Origin of the sequence: Mucilaginibacter flavus (assembly GCF_030409315.1) — a bacterium.
Lineage (GTDB): Bacteria > Bacteroidota > Bacteroidia > Sphingobacteriales > Sphingobacteriaceae > Mucilaginibacter > Mucilaginibacter flavus.
Genome location: NZ_JAUFPS010000038.1, coordinates 19,229 through 37,397 on the forward strand (window position 1 = coordinate 19,229; position 18,169 = coordinate 37,397).

Annotated in this window: 22 protein-coding genes; 14 read left to right on the forward strand and 8 right to left on the reverse strand. The window is 39.5% G+C overall.

The genetic code is table 11. The annotated features are described in order from the left end of the window. The first annotated feature begins 142 nt into the window (after nt 1-142). The 5 genes from QWZ17_RS17725 to QWZ17_RS17745 all read left to right on the forward strand — a co-directional run bounded on the left by QWZ17_RS17725 (nt 143) and on the right by QWZ17_RS17745 (nt 4,573). Complete coding sequence (locus tag QWZ17_RS17725; RefSeq protein ID WP_290306626.1) at nt 143-1,402, forward strand: metallophosphoesterase; 1,260 nt, start codon at nt 143-145, stop codon at nt 1,400-1,402. 3 nt (nt 1,403-1,405) lie between these two features. Then, nucleotides 1,406-2,062: a hypothetical protein gene (locus QWZ17_RS17730; RefSeq protein WP_290306627.1), complete on the forward strand. Its 657-nt coding sequence runs from the start codon at nt 1,406-1,408 to the stop codon at nt 2,060-2,062. Nucleotides 2,063-2,132: 70 nt separating this feature from the next. Further along, on the forward strand, nt 2,133-2,345 hold the full coding sequence (locus tag QWZ17_RS17735) for a hypothetical protein (RefSeq protein WP_290306628.1): 213 nt from the start codon (nt 2,133-2,135) through the stop codon (nt 2,343-2,345). Between the two features lie 784 nt (nt 2,346-3,129). Then, entirely contained in the window at nt 3,130-3,609 is a 480-nt protein-coding gene (locus tag QWZ17_RS17740; RefSeq protein ID WP_290306629.1) for an Lrp/AsnC family transcriptional regulator, read from the forward strand. Nucleotides 3,610-3,616: 7 nt separating this feature from the next. After that, nucleotides 3,617-4,573: an EamA family transporter gene (locus QWZ17_RS17745; RefSeq protein ID WP_290306630.1), complete on the forward strand. Its 957-nt coding sequence runs from the start codon at nt 3,617-3,619 to the stop codon at nt 4,571-4,573. 260 nt (nt 4,574-4,833) lie between these two features. Here the strand turns inward: QWZ17_RS17745 and QWZ17_RS17750 are convergent, their stop codons facing one another. Further along, a complete protein-coding gene (locus tag QWZ17_RS17750; RefSeq protein ID WP_290306631.1) occupies nt 4,834-5,841 on the reverse strand; it encodes an ABC transporter ATP-binding protein in 1,008 nt (335 codons plus the stop codon). A 176-nt stretch (nt 5,842-6,017) separates the two neighbouring features. On the opposite strand from QWZ17_RS17750, the gene QWZ17_RS17755 reads away from it, so the two are divergent. Then, nucleotides 6,018-6,230, forward strand: a complete 213-nt coding sequence (locus tag QWZ17_RS17755; protein WP_290306632.1) for a hypothetical protein — start codon at nt 6,018-6,020, stop codon at nt 6,228-6,230. 272 nt (nt 6,231-6,502) lie between these two features. Next, nucleotides 6,503-8,116: a PAS domain-containing protein gene (locus tag QWZ17_RS17760; protein WP_290306633.1), complete on the forward strand. Its 1,614-nt coding sequence runs from the start codon at nt 6,503-6,505 to the stop codon at nt 8,114-8,116. An 89-nt stretch (nt 8,117-8,205) separates the two neighbouring features. On the opposite strand, the gene QWZ17_RS17765 is transcribed toward QWZ17_RS17760, so the two are convergent. Further along, entirely contained in the window at nt 8,206-9,456 is a 1,251-nt protein-coding gene (locus QWZ17_RS17765; RefSeq protein WP_290306634.1) for a DUF2130 domain-containing protein, read from the reverse strand. A gap of 112 nt (nt 9,457-9,568) precedes the next feature. Here QWZ17_RS17765 and QWZ17_RS17770 point away from each other — a divergent pair, with 112 nt between their 5' ends. Then, nucleotides 9,569-9,961 carry a hypothetical protein gene (locus QWZ17_RS17770; protein WP_290306635.1) on the forward strand — a complete coding sequence of 131 codons (393 nt, stop codon included), beginning with the start codon at nt 9,569-9,571 and terminating at the stop codon, nt 9,959-9,961. 195 nt (nt 9,962-10,156) lie between these two features. Then, nucleotides 10,157-10,378 carry a hypothetical protein gene (locus tag QWZ17_RS17775; protein ID WP_290306636.1) on the forward strand — a complete coding sequence of 74 codons (222 nt, stop codon included), beginning with the start codon at nt 10,157-10,159 and terminating at the stop codon, nt 10,376-10,378. 71 nt (nt 10,379-10,449) lie between these two features. Here the strand turns inward: QWZ17_RS17775 and QWZ17_RS17780 are convergent, their stop codons facing one another. The 6 genes from QWZ17_RS17780 to QWZ17_RS17805 all read right to left on the reverse strand — a co-directional run bounded on the left by QWZ17_RS17780 (nt 10,450) and on the right by QWZ17_RS17805 (nt 14,920). Further along, a complete protein-coding gene (locus QWZ17_RS17780; RefSeq protein WP_290306637.1) occupies nt 10,450-11,025 on the reverse strand; it encodes a YceI family protein in 576 nt (191 codons plus the stop codon). Between the two features lie 149 nt (nt 11,026-11,174). After that, nucleotides 11,175-11,798, reverse strand: a complete 624-nt coding sequence (locus tag QWZ17_RS17785; RefSeq protein WP_290306638.1) for a hypothetical protein — start codon at nt 11,796-11,798, stop codon at nt 11,175-11,177. 8 nt (nt 11,799-11,806) lie between these two features. Next, nucleotides 11,807-11,980: a hypothetical protein gene (locus QWZ17_RS17790; RefSeq protein WP_290306639.1), complete on the reverse strand. Its 174-nt coding sequence runs from the start codon at nt 11,978-11,980 to the stop codon at nt 11,807-11,809. Nucleotides 11,981-12,021: 41 nt separating this feature from the next. Beyond that, a complete protein-coding gene (locus QWZ17_RS17795; RefSeq protein ID WP_290306640.1) occupies nt 12,022-13,125 on the reverse strand; it encodes a Gfo/Idh/MocA family protein in 1,104 nt (367 codons plus the stop codon). A 133-nt stretch (nt 13,126-13,258) separates the two neighbouring features. Further along, nucleotides 13,259-13,924: a hypothetical protein gene (locus tag QWZ17_RS17800; protein ID WP_290306641.1), complete on the reverse strand. Its 666-nt coding sequence runs from the start codon at nt 13,922-13,924 to the stop codon at nt 13,259-13,261. A 168-nt stretch (nt 13,925-14,092) separates the two neighbouring features. Continuing rightward, nucleotides 14,093-14,920, reverse strand: a complete 828-nt coding sequence (locus QWZ17_RS17805) for an N-acetylmuramoyl-L-alanine amidase family protein (protein ID WP_290306642.1) — start codon at nt 14,918-14,920, stop codon at nt 14,093-14,095. A 233-nt stretch (nt 14,921-15,153) separates the two neighbouring features. On the opposite strand from QWZ17_RS17805, the gene QWZ17_RS17810 reads away from it, so the two are divergent. From QWZ17_RS17810 to QWZ17_RS17830, 5 genes are all read left to right on the forward strand, one after another. Continuing rightward, nucleotides 15,154-15,984: an alpha/beta fold hydrolase gene (locus tag QWZ17_RS17810; RefSeq protein ID WP_290306643.1), complete on the forward strand. Its 831-nt coding sequence runs from the start codon at nt 15,154-15,156 to the stop codon at nt 15,982-15,984. Nucleotides 15,985-16,110: 126 nt separating this feature from the next. Beyond that, nucleotides 16,111-16,575, forward strand: coding sequence for a mobile mystery protein A (locus QWZ17_RS17815; RefSeq protein WP_290306644.1), 465 nt, complete (start codon nt 16,111-16,113; stop codon nt 16,573-16,575). Then, on the forward strand, nt 16,566-16,745 hold the full coding sequence (locus QWZ17_RS17820; protein ID WP_290306645.1) for a hypothetical protein: 180 nt from the start codon (nt 16,566-16,568) through the stop codon (nt 16,743-16,745). The genes QWZ17_RS17815 and QWZ17_RS17820 overlap by 10 nt, the downstream gene beginning before the upstream one ends. A 432-nt stretch (nt 16,746-17,177) precedes the next feature. Then, nucleotides 17,178-17,654 (forward strand): hypothetical protein, encoded by a 477-nt coding sequence (locus tag QWZ17_RS17825; RefSeq protein ID WP_290306646.1) that lies wholly within the window; start codon nt 17,178-17,180, stop codon nt 17,652-17,654. 13 nt (nt 17,655-17,667) lie between these two features. Beyond that, nucleotides 17,668-18,069 (forward strand): hypothetical protein, encoded by a 402-nt coding sequence (locus tag QWZ17_RS17830; RefSeq protein ID WP_290306647.1) that lies wholly within the window; start codon nt 17,668-17,670, stop codon nt 18,067-18,069. Nucleotides 18,070-18,169: the final 100 nt, after the last annotated feature.

Sequence of the window (18,169 nt, forward strand, 5' to 3'; positions counted from 1 at the left end):
AACGTGTTTATAGCACAAAACAACAAAATGCCTGGCTCCGTAGGTGCCGCCTCAATTTCAAAAACAATTTTCTGAAGGCAGCTCTTACTCCCATTACTTAGCGCCCTAATTTATTATATTGCATACCTTATACCTATATTGTATGCACGGTAACGGTCTTCTCAAAATTTTCTTTATTATATCAGCAATCGGTTTACTTTTCGATTGGTACGTTTTCTCGGGGTTAAAAACCTTAAGCACCGGCTGGGCTTCCAAACGCTGGCAACGTATTGTTTTATGTAGCTACCTTATCATTTCCATAGGCGTTACAGCTTTATTATTACTGGGCTTTAGCGCTTTCAAATCGGCCAATGGTATGCAGCCCTATCACGAATGGATCTTGAGCATATTCCTTACCTTTTTTATCACCAAACTCATTTTCGTACTCGTTTTGTTTTTGGGCGATATTGTAAGATTTTTCGTGGGATTATTTAACCTGGCAAGCGGCAAAAACAAAGAGCATACATTCCCTGGCAGGCGAAAATTTGTGAGTGAGGTGGCCGTTTTTGTTGCCGCTATCCCTTTCTCTTCCTTTTTGTATGCCATGTTTAAAGGTAAGTATGATTATAAACTGCACCGCACCACGCTTTACTTTGATGATCTACCCGATGCATTTGATGGTTTTACCATTACCCAAATTTCTGATATCCACTCGGGCAGCTTTGATAGTATGGCAGGCGTACAAAAAGGTATCGATTTAGCGAAAGCGCAAAAAAGCGACCTGTTTGTTTTTACCGGCGACCTGGTAAATAATGCCGCTTTTGAAATTGAACCTTACCTCGAAAAATTCGGGTCGATCAAAGCGCCATACGGTCAGTACTCCATATTGGGCAACCATGATTACGGCGACTATATAGAATGGACCAGCGAACAGGAAAAAGCCGCCAATCTTAATCAACTTAAACAACACCATAAAACATTAGGGTACCGATTACTGCTGGATGAAAATATAACCATCGAAAAAAACGGTCAAAAAATCTCGCTCATCGGTGTACAAAACTGGGGGCGTGGTTTTATACAGGTGGGCAATCTGGATAAGGCACTGCAAGGCGTTCCTAAAGATGCTTTTAAGGTGCTGCTTTCTCATGACCCCACCCATTGGGAAGATCATGTGCGTTATCATCCGGCAACTATTCATCTTACTTTGGCCGGCCATACCCATGGCGCGCAATTTGGCGTTGAGATTCCCGGTTTCAGATGGAGCCCGGTTAAATACCGATACCTTGACTGGGCAGGCCTTGCTAATGAGAAAGACCGCTACCTGTACGTAAACCGTGGATTCGGTTTCCTGGCCTTCAGCGGCAGGTTGGGCATCTGGCCCGAAATTACCGTTATTGAGCTGAAGAAAAAGTTACAAGCTTAGCAAATGAAAAAACTATCTATCGCATTCATTGGCTTTCTATTGGCTATTACATCCTGTAAACAGCCGAAACCTAAATCCGAAAATAAGTTATACGTACCATCTAACGAGGCCTCCATAACCACGCTTGCATTTAATTATATTATGCCTTCGGATAGTGTGTATAAAGCTCATTTGATGAAGTACAAATTCCCGGCATCCGAAACAGAAAAGATAGCACTACTGAAAACGCAATTGGATACCGCGAAGATATTTATTGTTATTGCCGATACACTCATCCGGCTACCCGATGATTATCTCAAAAAGCAATCAAAAGATGTACACCGCAGTGATAAGGATATGGTTAAAAATATGGTTGTTGATAGCTGGTCGCCACAGATCAATATCCATGAAACTACCGGTACCTTTCAAATCAAAAACCTTGCTTTTTCCTACAACTACAACTATACTCTTTTCAACCAGTTAAAAACGTTGCCTACCGGCTCATTCAACGCCGGGATGTTCAGAATGTCGGCGGTATTTTTTAACACGGATAAAACTAAGGCTTTCGCCTACCTTGAAAAACGTGGCGGACTTGTAGTAGCCCAAGGCTATGATATTTTTATGGAGAAGAAAAAAGGTAAATGGTTTGTAGTGTTGTGTAATTTGGATTGGGTTAGTTAATATTTTGTAATGATGATTTGTGGCAAGGTTTTTATAGGTATTACAGCAACATACATTAACCCGAAACAACATGGCAACCGGCAACGTAAAAGAGATAGGAAAACAACAAGATAAAGTACAACCTGCACATAATGCATGGGAAGTAATGAAACCTTTTGTTAAATTTGGATTAGCGGCAACCGGCCTTATAGCAGGCACCTTGATAACCATTGTAAAGAGCATCCCTAAACCGGATAGCGGCAAACAGCCTGAACCAAAGAAGAATAAGATCATTAGAATATAATATTCATTTTAGTCACATAGCAATTTATTCCATCCATCACAGGGCCAATATCACTTTTTGCACCGTATTTTAACGGGGTAAAATACGGTGTTTTCACGGATTGACGTGCCATAGCAAATTCCCGACATTTACTACCGTTAATCCTGATAGTTAACTAACAATGTCCTTATAAATAACCGTTGTTCAGCAAATGAACATGATAGTCCTTACCAGGATATCGTTAGGTTAATGTGAATAGACCACTATACACAAACCGGGACACAACTACCAGAGATTTACTTTTTGACTGAGTCAATAGCATATGGCTTTGGTCATATAATTGATGATAAGTCAATAAATTTAAAATACTGAAAGCGATTATCAAAAGCGGTTTTAAATATCTAAAGCCGTATTAAATAAAACAAAACACAACCGGGCGTTAAACCTGGTTATAACAAAATACTTAAAAGTAAACCTAAACCTTAGTTTTTATCCTACCTAACCCTTGTCGCAAACGCCTGTCATACACTGACGGGTGTTTTGCGTTTTAGGGGCGTGAGAGAATCAAGAGCCGAGAATCAAGAATTAAGACGGGAATGCCAAACTTGCGAAGTTTTAAAAACTTCGCAAGTTTTTCTGGTGCTTTACCTTCGCCATCAATTTTACCTTAAAACTCAAGGTATCTTGATTCTTGCCCATCCGTCTCCATTATCCGTCCAAACACCAATATTGCACTTTTGTCGAATTAAATTCATTTAATTAAAATTATTTTGAATTTAATTCACAAATTAAGTAATATTACCGTATGATTAACGAAACGGAAATAGTTTTAGATAAAACCGACCTCCATATTTTACGCCTGATGCAGGATAATGCCCGCATCTCCAATGCCGATTTGGCCAGGGAACTGGGCATGGCCCCATCGGGCATATTGGAGCGGGTAAAAAAGCTGGAACAAAAAAACGTAATTCAGCAATATACCACCCGCATAAACCCCAACGCATTGCAGCAAAAAATGCTGGCCTTTATTTTCATGAAAGCATCAGATGGCCCCGGATCTGATCAAACAACGCTTGAACTTGCCAAAATTCCCGAAGTGCAGGAAGTGCACCACATTGCGGGCGATGATTGCTATTTGATTAAAGTACGCACCTATGATTCATCTACCCTGATGCACCTGATGCGCAATCACTTTAGCAAAATACCGCACATATTGAACACGCGCACTACCATTGTGCTCGAAACGGTTAAAGAACAACAACAATTGGTTATACCCGAAAAATAAATACACCATGGCCTCTACTACACAAAAATCCGCATCGCCCGTATTGGTTATCATAGCTTTTGCTACGGTATACCTGGTTTGGGGTTCTACCTATTTTTTTATAAAAATGGCAGTTGATGGTTTTCCGCCATTGCTGTTAGGTGCCCTGCGCTTTTTTACAGCGGGCGCGTTACTGTTAATATGGTGTGCCATTAAAGGCGAAAAGATTTTTGTGAAGCGTAACATCATCCATGCGGCGGCAAGCGGCTTTTTATTGCTGGTGATAGGCAATGGCGCTGTAATTTGGGTGGAGCAAACTTTACCCAGCGCCATGGTGGCCATTATGGTATCATCCCCGCCTATTTGGTTTGTATTATTGGATAAGCCAAATTGGAGCACAAACTTTAAAAGCAAAAGTACGCTGATAGGCCTGGTAATAGGTTTTATTGGTGTAATCCTGTTATTCAGCGAGCAAATTGAAGGCATGGTTGGCCCATCCGCAGGACCATCAAAACTGCCGGCGATGTTATTGCTGGTGGTGGGCACTTTAGGTTGGGCATCGGGCTCATTATATTCAAAACATTACAATACCAAAGGTTCGGTATCGGTAAATACCGCTTGGCAAATGATGTTTGCCGGTGTTGTATTTATACCATCAAGCTTTTTTCACCATGAGGTGCAAAGCTTTAACTGGCACACCATCCCGGCACATAGTTGGTATGCATTATTATACCTTATAGTTTTTGGTTCGATAGCTGCTTTTAGCGCCTATGTTTGGTTATTACAAGTTAGACCTGCCACCCAGGTAGGCACTTACGCCTATGTTAACCCGGTTATAGCAGTAATATTGGGCGTACTGTTTGCCCATGAAGGCGTAACGCTACTGCAGGTAGGCGGCCTGGTTATCATTTTAGGAAGTGTATTGCTTATTAACCTAAGTAAGTACAGGAAAGAAAAGCAGGTAAAGGAGGAACTTGCAGTGTGAGATAGAATCAAGAGTCAAGAATCAAGAGTTAAGACAAAAAGCATTTTAGCAGATTCACATTCGACAAAGCGAAGTGATACCTAATATCATGCTGCTTGTTTCAGCACCCCACTCGCTAAGTGCACATCATGCAGAATACCTGTCCTATGGGGTCCTGAAACAAGTTCAGGATGACTTTTTTTGTTTTTTTCCTGTCTTAATTCTTGATTCCCCCCAAATGCAGCTCTCTTGATTCTCGACTCTTAATTCTTGATTCTATTTCAATTCTCCCATTTACCAAACTCAAAGTATTTGGTTATTTTGATGCTTACTTTACTACCGGTTTTATATTTACCGCGGTTATAGTTCATCACGCGCAGGGTAACGCCTTCATGCTCTATAATGAGTTCTTCATAAAAGCCTTTAAAGAGGACCATTTTCACGTACCATTTTTTGCCGAAAGGTACTATCCGAATGTTTTCGGCATAAATAACTACAATGCCGCGCTTGCTTTTAATGCCACAAAGTTTAGCCTGGTACGATGTTATTTTGCTGCCGCTGGCCAGGATTTGCGATGTATATAACAGGTTGGGCGAATGGTACAACAAATCTGGCGGACCGTTCTCCACTATCTCGCCCTCTTTAATCACAATCAGCTCGTCGGCCATGGATAAAATTTCGGCCGGATCATGAGAAACCAACACCACCGTGGTTTTCCATTCGCGAACTATTTGCCTTATATCGTGCTGCAAAGCTTCGCGGTAAAAGGCATCCACCTGGTTAAAAGGCTCATCTAACAATAATACCTGTGGCCTGCTAATGAGCGCTTTTGCTATAGTAACCCTTTGCTTTTCGCCGCCGCTTAGTTTACCAAAAGGATAATCTTTTAGCGGGTATATGTTAAGCATATTTAAAGCTTCGGTAACACGCTTTATCTCATGACTCAGGTCCTCTTCGGGCAAGCCATCACGTATGGTATCCCAAACCGTCGATTCGGGGTTCATATCCACGCCGTTTTGGGTAACCATGCGCATTACCTTGTGCGCGTGCTGTATCCCGTGTTCGCGGCTTAAAACCTGCTCTTCCTTAAAAAACACTTCACCATGATCTGGCTGAATAGTACCGTACAGCAAATTGAGTAGCGTTGTTTTACCGCTGCCACTTTCGCCAACTATAGCGGTAACCTTTGCCTTGGGTACAAAAATGGTAATGTTGTTTACACCTGTTGATTTATCGCCAAAAAAGTTTTTGGTAACGGATATGGTTTCCAGTATCAGGTCATCTTTCATTCCAGGTGGCTTTATGGCTAATCAGGCTTTAGTACAGGCCTATTTGCCCGCTCCTTAATTAGGTATCTAAGCTATAAAAACTTTGTTATCCAAAAAAGGCCGGGGTATAATTTGTGGAAAAGCAAACAATTATCAACGTTTTTTATTGTAACAATAGTTGAATTAAAGAAGCAGGTATGAACAAAACCATTGGTATTTTATTAATTGTAGTTGGCGCCATCATGGTTATCTGGACGGGTTTTACCTACACCAAAAAAGAAAAAATTATCGACGCCGGCCCTATCCACCTATCGGCCGACAGGCAAAAAACGATAAACTGGCCACCTTACTTAGGCGGCGTGTTAATAATTGGCGGCATAGCTGTAGTTGCGCTTTCAAAAAATAAGTAGTTATTTATTTCCTTGTTCTTTCAAATTAGACGGTCGGTTTTGACCATCTTACCAACAAACCTATTCATTATACAATTCCCCCGATTGATAATTAAAAAACGAAACATTTTTGTTGTGATCACCAGGCGGTACACACAACTATTAATGGTAGAAAACAGTAAAAGGACTTAGATACCCTGATGGATATAAAAGTTTAAACAATATCCATTCAATATTTTGTAACCTGCTATATCCATCTATGTCATTAAAAATTCAGCATTTAATCCTGAACAATGCATAAACTTTGGCAAAATTATAAAGCCCTCATAAACCGCAATTGCTTAGGTAACACCGAACAGCTTCATGGCTTGCTTTATTGGAGCAACAGGCTATTTGCTGCCATCATGACTTACCTTTTCCCTTTTTTTGTTATAGCGCTTATTCCCGGTGAATACATGAGTATTACAACCGGCTTATACCCTCTTGCTATTTTTGATTTTCTTATTGTGATTGCCATTACCTTGGTTGCTTTGCTGCCTGGTATCAGTATCCCCGCGCGTAAATCTTTGTTAATTGCGCTCCTTTATATGCTGGGCACATTTTTGCTTTATTACCTGGGTTGGTACGGACCAGGCTTACTTTACCTGCTGGCAATTACCTTTTTTAGTCTGCTTATTTTTCATGGTAAACACCCCTTTGCTACCCTTTACATTAACGTACTCATCTGCTTTTCAATAGGTGTTTGTATTCACTTTAAACTGCTGGCAACGGGCATAGGCTTGCAATATACTTTGGGCTCGTGGATAGCGGTATCTATCAACCTTATTATTCTGAGCGCCACTATTTCCATACTGCTACCTGCCCTTTTCAATGGCCTGCAACATAGCAATAACCGATACGAAGCTGTTGCCAAAGCCACCAGCGATACCATTTGGGATTGGGATATTGTTAACGACACTATACAATATAACTATGGCATGAACAAGGTATTTGGCTATAAGCTTAATGAAGTAGCCAACGTAAAACATTGGTGGAACAGTAAGCTGCACCCTACCGATGTGGCAAATGTTGCCGGCGCTTTGGTTGAGGCTTTTGAAAGCGATGACAATAATTTACAGTTAGAATACCGCTTTTTGTGTGCCGATGGCCAATACAAATATATTTTTGACAGGGCGTTTATTATACGCAATACCGATGGCGACCCGATACGCATGGTGGGCGCTATGCAGGATATTACCCGCCGAAAACAGGAAGAACAATGGCTGCGCCTTACCGAGTCGGCACTGAAATATGCTACGGACGCGGTTTTGATTGTGGAGGCCGAAAAGAACGAGCAGCAACAACGGAAAATATTATATGTGAACGAGGCATTTACACATATTACCGGCTATAGCCAGCAAGAAACTGTGGGCGTTTTTACCGATGTTGTATGGGGCAATACCGGTAATGAGTTAAAAGGCGACGATCTGTTAGTCACCTTTGAGCAAAATGACGCTTTTGAAGTGGAAGTAATTAATCATAAGAAAAATGGCGACCGTTTTTGGAGTAGCAAATCCATATCGCCGGTAAAGGATACTACCGGTAAAATAACGCATTGGATTTCGATTGAGCGCGACGTTACCCAAACCAAAAACTATGTTGAGGCTATCGAAAAACAAAACATCAAACTTAAAGAAATAGCCTGGACCCAGGCTCATATTGTGCGTACGCCCGTTGCCCGCCTAAAGGGATTACTTAATTTGCTTAAAGAGGAAGCCAGCCTACCCGATGAAAATGCAGAGGTATTGAAATTTATAGATCTATCGGTAAACGAACTGGATGCCATTATATATGACATCATCAAAAAATCAGAAAAAGAACAAATAAACCTGATGCATCAGTTAAGCAATTTGAAGGGGAAGGTTTAGCAATTTTGTTTGAACCGGAATTAAACGAATTTTTAGATTCTGTTAATTCTCAAATTCTGAAAATTCTGATTCAGACAAAAACCAGCGATTTATTCCAACAGCAATGCATCCTCATCATCGGTAAGACTAAGCTGAATGCTATCGGCACCGGCAATACCTTCAATACTGCCTTTAATATGGGCCGCGTTTAACAATACCTTATCCAGTTGTTTCTCGCGCGATTTCCACATTTTCTCCATCGCGTCGCGCTCTTTTTGAATGGACAGACGCATGCTCATATACCCTTCCCTGATAGCTTTCCATTGTTCAGAAAATTCGCTGCTGGTTAGGTAATCATATAGCAGATGCATTTTATCCCCCTTATTATCCTGGGCTTTTACCAGGTTTGAAAGTTTGATGACGCCATCGCGTAAGATATAGGATACCGCTTTTACCTCATCAAAACTGCAAATCCATACGCCATCTTTTTCGCCAAAACAATCCATGCCTTTGGGGTAGCATTGGGTTACTATAACCGCAACATCAACACCAACACTGCGCATATCTTTTTTAAGCTTATCAATCCAATCGGCACCAAAGGCGGCGGTACGTTTACTTTCGTAAATAATACGCCCACACTCCTGCCCAAACTGGTTACGCACGGTTTGAATACAATCGGCACCACGCACGCCTTTACCCACCTCGCTTATTAAATCAAACGGGAAATAGTTACGCAAAAGTTCTTCCAATATCAATTCCTGCGCTTCGCCTTGCAACTGCATGCTGCCTTGCTCGGCTTTGCGTTTCATTTCTTCGGCCAGCTTTTTCTGGTCGTCAAGCTGCTTTTCAAGTTCCTTTACTTTAAGCTGATACTCGGTATCTTTTATGCTGTGGCGTTCGGCCTCCTGTTTACGAATCTGTTCACCCAACTCATTCCGCTGCTCCTGCAATTTGCGTTGCAAAGCCAGCTCCATTTCCTCTTCCTTTTGTTGCAGCTGTTTCTCACGCTGTAAATATTCTAATTCCTTCAGGCGCGATAGTTTTAGCTTCTCTTCGGTTTCAGTCGCCGAATTTTTGAGCATCAGCACCTGGTTTTCAAAATCCTGGGCGATGGTGCGGCGCAGGTTTTCTTCAAGGCTGAGCTGTAGTTGCTTTTTTTCGTCGTTAAGGCGTTGTTCAAAAGCAGTTTTTTGCTGCTTTTCTTTGGTTAAATACTCCTCGTCTTTTTTCCGGTATTCATCTTCTTTTTGGCGGGTGTAGTCCTGCATTTTAACCCGGAGTTCTTTTTTATACTCCTCGGCCATCACTTCCTCTATCGGAAAACCAAAACCACAACTCGGACATTTAACTTCTGTAGCCATAATTTGTAATACGAAACACATTTTCGCACATCAAATATAAGGATTATACAATGCCTGCGTTAATGGAATGATAGCTATTGCAGTTGTCAATTATTAATCTTACATTACAACAATGCAAATTTTACAAATTGGTAAGGTTTTCTGGAGCTTCGATTATGAAATTGCCGCTCTTACTTTGGCAGACGAAGCCGGTGCCCTGTTTTCGCTTACGCCTCCCCCGCACCACCGTGAGGGTGAAATTATATTGACTAACAATAGCCTGGTTATTGATGGCTATAACTACCTTAACATCCCGCTTAACAAGTTAGAACAGGTGTATTTAGGTTTTGATGAAATATACAAAAGATCACTGGTACGCAACAACGGGATGTTTTGGCAACCGCTAAGATTACGTTATAAAGAAGGTGACGATACCAACGTGGTTTATCTGATAATTGACCACCGCTTCTTCGGCACAAAAAACCAGCTTTGGTTTGATACTTTGAAACAAATGCTGGCCGATTAAACCAGTTTATTAATTTACCTGTAAAACTGGCTTAAAACACGTATAGCAATATATCAACTACATGGTATTTTTTATTCAAGGTAAATCAAACACCTTTGAATTAGTAAGCCATCACTGCAATTATTTGATTCACAGCCAAACCGTCTATCGTTTGTTCAACAGTAGCGGCTTACACGATAACTAAATTTTACGTGTATGGAAAAACTTGGACTTTTAAGACTATTTCTCTGTCTGCCCCTCATTGCGCTCATTATCCCAAACATTACAGAAGCTCTAATAAACCCTAATTACGAAGTGCCGTTAATATATGTTATTGCGGGTGCCGCCCTGGTTGCGGTTATAGGCATTTGCACTGTAGTTATTTATTATTTGCAAAAGCAGGTACTTAAAGTACAATACCAGCGCCATAAAAATTAACAATTAAAAACAAAGCGGCGCCCCTTTTTTATGGGAGCGCCGCTTTGTTTATTAATATACTTTATTGAAAATTATTTTGCTTTAGCAAATTCGCCATTAGCTTTGATAGTTACTTCGTCGCTTAAAGTGCCAGAACCAAATTTAGTACCGAAGTTAAAATCAGAACGTTTGATAGTACCTGTTAATTGGAAACCAGCATCATCAGCTTTAGTCATTTGGTTAACAATAGTACCACGGTACCATAAATCAAAAGTAACGGGTTTAGTAACACCAGCTAAAGTAAGGTTACCGGTAACAGCATAATGTTTATCAGAAGTTTTTTTGATACCAGTGCTGGTAAAAGTAAGGGTTGGATATTTTGCTACGTTGAAAAAATCTTCGCTTGAAAGGTGTTTGTCGCGGTAGTCGTTATCTGTACTTACAGAAGCAGTTTGTACGGTAAAAGAAACTTTAGCATCGCTAAAATCTGGTTTAGCGGCAACGATAGTCGCATCAACACTTTTAAAAGTACCATCAACGTCATTAATCAACAAGTGGGTAACAGTAAATTTAACGTTTGAGTGGTTTTTATCAGCATTCCAGGTAGTTTGTGCCGATGCTGCAGTATATAAAAATGCTGAAGCCAACAGGATTAAAATCTTTTTCATTTTGTTTAATTTTTTGAGATTGTTTTTTTCTATGCCCAAAAGTAGGCAAAGAATTGATACTTCCTAAAATTAAATGTTTAAACATCTTATTTATTAAAATCCGATGACAAATCTCGACTTGTTTAGTGGGCAATAAACTACTTTTAAGTTTAAAATCCCATTAAAGGCGCGTTTGGAAATAGATAAGGGTTATATTTTTCCAAAGGTTTGGGCAGAAAATAACCCTTTATGCAATCAGGATTACAAACACATATCTGGATGTGTAAACGAGATGTTATTTTAGATCCGGGAAAAGCTTCTTTACCTTCGGGAAAGGCACATCTTATAGTATCGTAAGGAGGTCGTTTACTTTTTTTATTTGACTCGTGAATATACCTGAATATTGCACAATCAAGCGCTCTATTGTATTCTTTATTAGTTGGCATTGGTAGACCCGATGCATCATAAAGTTCCTTCAATCCACTATAAGCTTCATTTAATATTTCTAAAGACTCCGCTTCAACAAGATTAAGACAATTACCAAGTTCAATAATAGCGCCAATTACGAATGGCGTTTTTATCGCTTCCTTGTTTTTTTGAGTTCCGCTTGCATTTTCGACTGCGTACTTCAACGCCCTTGCCGGATCACTCTCCCAAAAATAACTTCCAGGCCCAAGCCAATCCCATGTATTATCGCTTGGCCGCAGCTCATCGCGTCCTGTTAATAAATTTTTCCCAACTATTTCATCGCAGCTATGAAAGCCAATAAAATTGGAAGACTGATAATCGGACATTAATAAAATTACTTGGACTTGGTGGTTGAAGATGATTTAGAAATTACACGGGTCTTTTCGGAGCTTTCGTTGATAATGCCTGCACTTTTTAAAAAAGCCATTGCAGTTTCCTTCGACACACTCGCTTCAGAAGTAGCAGCTTTTATCGCTGCAATTTGCTCTTCAATATTTTTAGTAGTCATATCAGAATAATTTAAACAAATATAATGTATTTTCCTTTTAGCTACCCTACCGTTTCCCATTTCCCTGAGTCCAAACTACGATAAATAGCATCAACTACCCTCATATCTTTCAGTCCCTCTTCGCCGGGTACACGGCTTTGAACATTGCGCGCAACACAGGCAGCAAAATCATCCATTTGGGCTGCTTGTTGTATTATTTGCGGATAGGTCATGGGTTTACCGTTAATGAGGCCATCAATACCGCCATATCCATAAGCTGGCTCTAACTGGAAGCTGCCTTTTTCGGCCTGTACTTTTAAATAACCCCAATCGTGGTTATAGCTCGATTTGCCGTTCACTTTTTGTCCGCCCGGAAACTTAAGTTCCCAGTAAACGGTTTCATCAACCTCTTTAAAAAAATCGGGGCGGGTTTTCTCCTGGCTGGCTTTTACCGCAATAGGCTCCTGTCCTAATGTATAGCGGGAACCTTGTATAGAGTAAATACCCATATCCATCAGGCCTCCGCCGCCGGCCATGGCCTTTTTCAGTCGCCATGCATTAGGATCGCCGTTGTAGGTAAAACCGTTACCGGTATCAATAGTGGTTACCTTACCAAACACTTGTTTTTGGCCAAGGCGCATCAACTCCATAGTATGTGGTTCAAAATGCAAACGATAGCCTATAGATAATAAGCGATTGGCTTTTTTGCAGGCTGCTATCATTTCTTCACAGTCTTTGGCGTTAAGCGCCATCGGCTTTTCACAAATAACATGTTTACCTGCTTTTGCGGCTCGTATGGTATACTCCTTGTGCATAAATACCGGCAGTACTACGTATACTATGTCTATATCGGGATTTTTTGCTATCTCATCAAAGTTTTGATAGTTATAGATATTCTTTTCGGGGATGTTATACTTTTTCGCCCAATCAACAGCCTTTGAAGGTGTACCCGTAACAATGCCAGCCAGGTAACAGTTGTTGGTATGTTGGAGTGCCGGTGCCAGCTGGCCGCTGCTATAATACCCCAAACCAACCAGCGCTATGCCCAGTTTTTTGCCTGGTTTAGCCATAGCCAATTTTGCAAATACCGGCGATAAAGCCAGGGCGCTTAAACCTAAAGAGGTATTGCGGATAAAATTCCGGCGGGATGTATTTTGGTTTGTCATTGGCTTGATTGATTTGACTACCTTATAAAGGTACAAGCTAACTGCCAAAATCTTCAATGATTTTTTATCAAACCATGATCAAAAATTACAAACCGGCGAATGACTTTGCCGGTTTATAATACAATGCTGATAGTTATTTGGTACCGAATACGTAAAACACCGATAAACCAAGGTTATTACTAATGAAATTGAAATTAACGTTATCTGAAGTGCCGTGCCCGTTGGCACCATTATTTGTTTTATTATGATTGTAGCTAACATCGGCCAATGTAACAGCGACGCCAAGGCATTTTGATGGATAATAAACCAATCCCAAATTTACACCTGTAACATAACTATCACTTTTACTAATATTATCATTTATAGAAGCGCTAATAGGGTAAGTATCTTTACTATCGTATCGTGCATAAGTGAGATAAGGCCCGGTGCGAATACCGAATTTGTCATTGTACATAAAATATTTCCGCAAAAACACTGATGCGCTGTAATCATGCTGACGCCTTTTTTGAGGGTAACTTTGATCACTGTTGTCAAACTTCTGATAATCATACCCAAGAGTAGCACCAGCATCCAGCTTATTGGCAATGAAATAACTGTACGTGGGTGCAACGCCGAATAAGGTATGCTTATCCAGCAGGGTTTGGGTAGAATGATCAGATGGATTTATTGATAAGTTATCAGATTTTTGATAACTAAAATTAAGGTTAACGCCCAGGGTTTGCGTGCCTTTTTCGGTTTGGGCTTTTGAAATTTGAAAAGCCAATAAAAATGCAGGGATTAGAAACAGGATTTTTTTCATTTGTGAATAATAGTTTATTGAGCAAGGATAACGAGATATATTATTCGTTATTTCACCAATTTAACTATTATTAAATAAATATTTATTGAGATAATATAAGGTTTAACGAGGCGTTAAATCAGGTTTTATTTGGATGAAGGCGCGCTACCGGTCGTCGCCATTCGTAATCTACCTGCCTTCTAAACTGTCCCTATATTCTTTTAATGATTTCAATATCGATGTAGCAATTTCAAACTGACCATCTTTCGAATTCAGGTACTCTTCATCGGCAGGGTTATTAATAAACCCGGTTTCAACCAGTACAGCGGGCATACCACTTTGGGCCAGTACCAATACACCCTGCTCCTTTACACCGTAGGTATGGCGACCATCGGTTTTTTTCAGCTCGTGATTAATCATATCGCCAAAATGAATACTTTGCTTGCGGTATTTTTGCTGAAAGGCATTTAGTACAATGGTATTTACCACAGCATCATCGCCATAACCATTGTATTTTTCCTTGTAATCCTTTTCAATAAAGATAGAAGCATTTTCACGCAAGGCCTCACGCTGTTCCTGGCTACGGTGAAAACCATATACCAGCACCAAGGTACCCTGTTCGGTGGCTCTTTTTTGAGGCGTTGAATTACAATGGATAGATATAAACAGGTTACCATGGTTGCTGTTAGCAATTTCGGTACGTTTGTGCAGCTCAATAAAAACATCGGTACTACGGGTCATTACTGTTTTAACACCCGGCATTTCGTTGTTGATAAGATCCCTAAGTTTTTTTGCGATGCTAAGCGCAATATCTTTTTCCTTTGAAGTAGCACCATGGGCGCCAGGATCTTTACCACCATGCCCGGCATCAATAATTACTGTTTTAAATTTAAAATGGTTGGTAACCGGTTTTGAGCCATCGGCTTGTTGTGCAAACAAATTATTTACAGCAAACAGATTAACAATAAAACAAACCAGGGCAGTTGTATAAGTATTTTTTAGGCGGATGGCAGGCATGAAAAACAAGTATATATTGGCAAACAAACAATTTATCCATAAAGGATATAATTACCATATTGTTTGGTGCAATAGTTTAAATTTATATTTAATTAAGTTTCGCAAAGGTAGTATTAGTTAACAAGTTAGCCTTATTACTTTCACATTTTCTGTTTCCCATATAAAAATCCGAGAAAATGCTGCTCTTTAATTTTTATATTTAAAGCTTAAACGTAACCCGTTAATTATAAGTTATGATGCCGTTAAAAACTCTTTTTGTAACCGCCGCGCTATTTATAGCATTTGTTCAAATGGGCTGTAGCCAGGAAAAAGCAATAACATACGGCAATAACGCGGCGGCTGGTAAATACTATGATGTACGCGGCATTAAGCTATATACCGAAACCTATGGCAGCGGCAAACCCCTGCTTTTTATTCATGGAAACGGCGGTAGTATGGGTTCCTTTGCCAATAATATTCCCTACTTCGCTAAAAAATATAAGGTGATAGCGGTGGATAGCCGTGCGCATGGCAAATCTGTAGATATGGCCGACTCCCTAAGCTTTGAGCAAATGGCCGATGATTTTGCCGGTTTGCTTGATGTAATGCACATTGATTCGGCCTATGTAATTGGCTGGAGCGATGGAGGTATCAATGCCTTAGAACTGGCTATGCGCCATCCAAAAAAAGTAATTAAACTGGCGTCAACCGGTGCAAACCTTTGGCCCGACTCGACAGGCCTCATCCCCCAGTATTGGAAAGAAGAACAAAAGCAATTTGAGAAAAATAAAAACATTGTATTACGATCTGCCAAAGACAAAAACGACTGGAAAATTTTTCTATTAGATTGGCTTCAGCCTAACATCAAACTTGCTGAACTGAAAAAGATCCAATGTCCTTCACTCATCATCGGCGGCGATCATGACCTGATTCCCGTGCCTCATACCGTGCAAATTTACCAGGGAATCTCCAAAGCTTATTTATGGATAGTACCAAACTCCGGCCATGGTACCCTTGTAGAGCATAAGGACGAGTTCAATAAAATAGTGGACGACTTTTTTCAGCAACCGTTCAATAAGCGGTAATTCTTCCGACATTTCATCATACTACAGCCTGATTTTTTATTTTATTTTTAAGGTTATAGTCTTAAATAAATTTGTTTATTTAAGACTATAACCTTAAATTTGACTATTGAATAAGGAGATAAGTGTATGAAAAACAGGAAACAGCAATTGGTAATTGAGCAAATGGATAAAAAACTTGCCGTTTTTCACCCGGTTGAAAATGTTATTGTACCAACAAAAGGCTGGTTGAATGCCGTACGTGTATCACTTAAAATGACTTTACAACAACTGGGAAATCGCCTAAACATTACTCCTCAAAGCGCGAACGACCTGGAAATGAGGGAAGCCATGGGTACCATTACGCTAAACCGATTACGCGAGGCGGCAAACGCTTTAGATATGAAACTGGTGTACGGCATAATCCCCAAGGATGGCTCGATAGAACTCATGATTGAGAAACGGGCAAAAGAGCTTGCAAAAAAAATTGTGTTGCGAACATCCAACTCCATGAAACTGGAAAATCAGGAAAACTCGGCCGAAAGGATAGAGAAAGCAATCATGGAAAAAACTGAAGAAATTAAAGAAGAACTGCCAAAATATTTATGGGAGTAAACTTCGACTATCAGGATGGGCAAACCCCTTTAGATGAAGAAGAAAAAGAGGGTTTGCTTATTACTACCATTACAACCCGCGCCGAATTAGATGAGTTTGAACAACTCAATATTCAAAAAGCCATAGAATGGAGTTTGACCAGAAAATTTAAACCGGCCCGGATATATTAGTGTATAGGAAAAACTCGATTAATAAAACAACTATTTACATTTCTTTATTAAGTTATCTCATTAAACATTTCAGTGTTATTTTGTTCGATTTATCAACAAACTTTCACACGACTTATTGATAAATGCAAGTCTAATATTGTATATTTGTATTTAGACTTTAAAAGTGGTAAATTCATTATTGAATCATTGTCAATACACAATTCCAATCTGCGGAGCCGTGTAAATTCAAAATATTTATCGCTTCGATAACTGACTTAATCAAAATTGAACGTGCAGCGTATCTCACTGTTTAGTCCCTTGATAATAGTTGATTACAAAAAATATTTATTAAACTAAGTTTGCATATTGATGTATAAGGTCGATATAATTTAACTTGTTAATAAATAACATTTTACACCGTGTAAACGTAAATATACCGTAAGGTACACCAAAATGTCAACAGTATTAAACAACCCTCAGTCACCTGCCAAGGATAATTCTGCACAAATTATGCAGTTTCTTAAAATTATCGAGCAAGACGCAAACCATAGTCATGAAATGGCTTCGGTAGGGGCTTATACGCAACTTGCTCAATATATAGATGTGATGGTATCTAACCCTTTACAGGGATATGGACAAACTCTGATAAGTTCATCAGATAACTTGAAGAACGTTTTAAAATTTATTGTAGAGAGCTTTTTTAAAACTAATAGTATTATTTTAGACTCTGTTTTTCATTCAAAAAATGGGTTTTTAGAATATTATGTTATACTTAAAAAAGACAATACAAAAAATAGAAATTCTATTTTTGAATTTTTGAGACAATACGATGCTTTGGATATTAGCAACATGTTACCCATTCATTTTAGCTTTTTACCTGAAGCCGCGAAGACATTGCAAGATATAGGCGAAAAGCTGGAATTGAATTGACCTAATCCTTTTAATGAACGACTTTTATAACCAAGCTAAGCATAACGAAGCTTTCTTAACTTCTATTGAGCATTCATTTCCAGATGATTATTTTGATTGGAAAGTAACCGTTATTTATTACACTTCAATTCATATGTTGAAGTGTTTAGCTAAAAAACGAGGCGTTAAAATAGGCGACACCCATCAAGATATTGCTACCTCATTAAATTCAAGAAAAGGTAAACAGGTTACCCCTTTCCCAACATGGGCATGGAACAATTACGAAGATTTATTGAGGTATTCAAAAATATCAAGATATGATGGAATAAATAATAGAGCAATAGTTTTAATAGCTCAAAAAAACAACTATAATGAGTGTAAAAAGCTATTTACATCTTTCTGTAGTTATATGAAAAAACACGGTATCGAATTATAGCTTTTTTTGTCCGGCCGACTTGAACTATACGCCTGACGAATATATAATTATCAATATTTTACTTCGCCGGAGCAAATCCGATGTCTACAAATAAGATTTA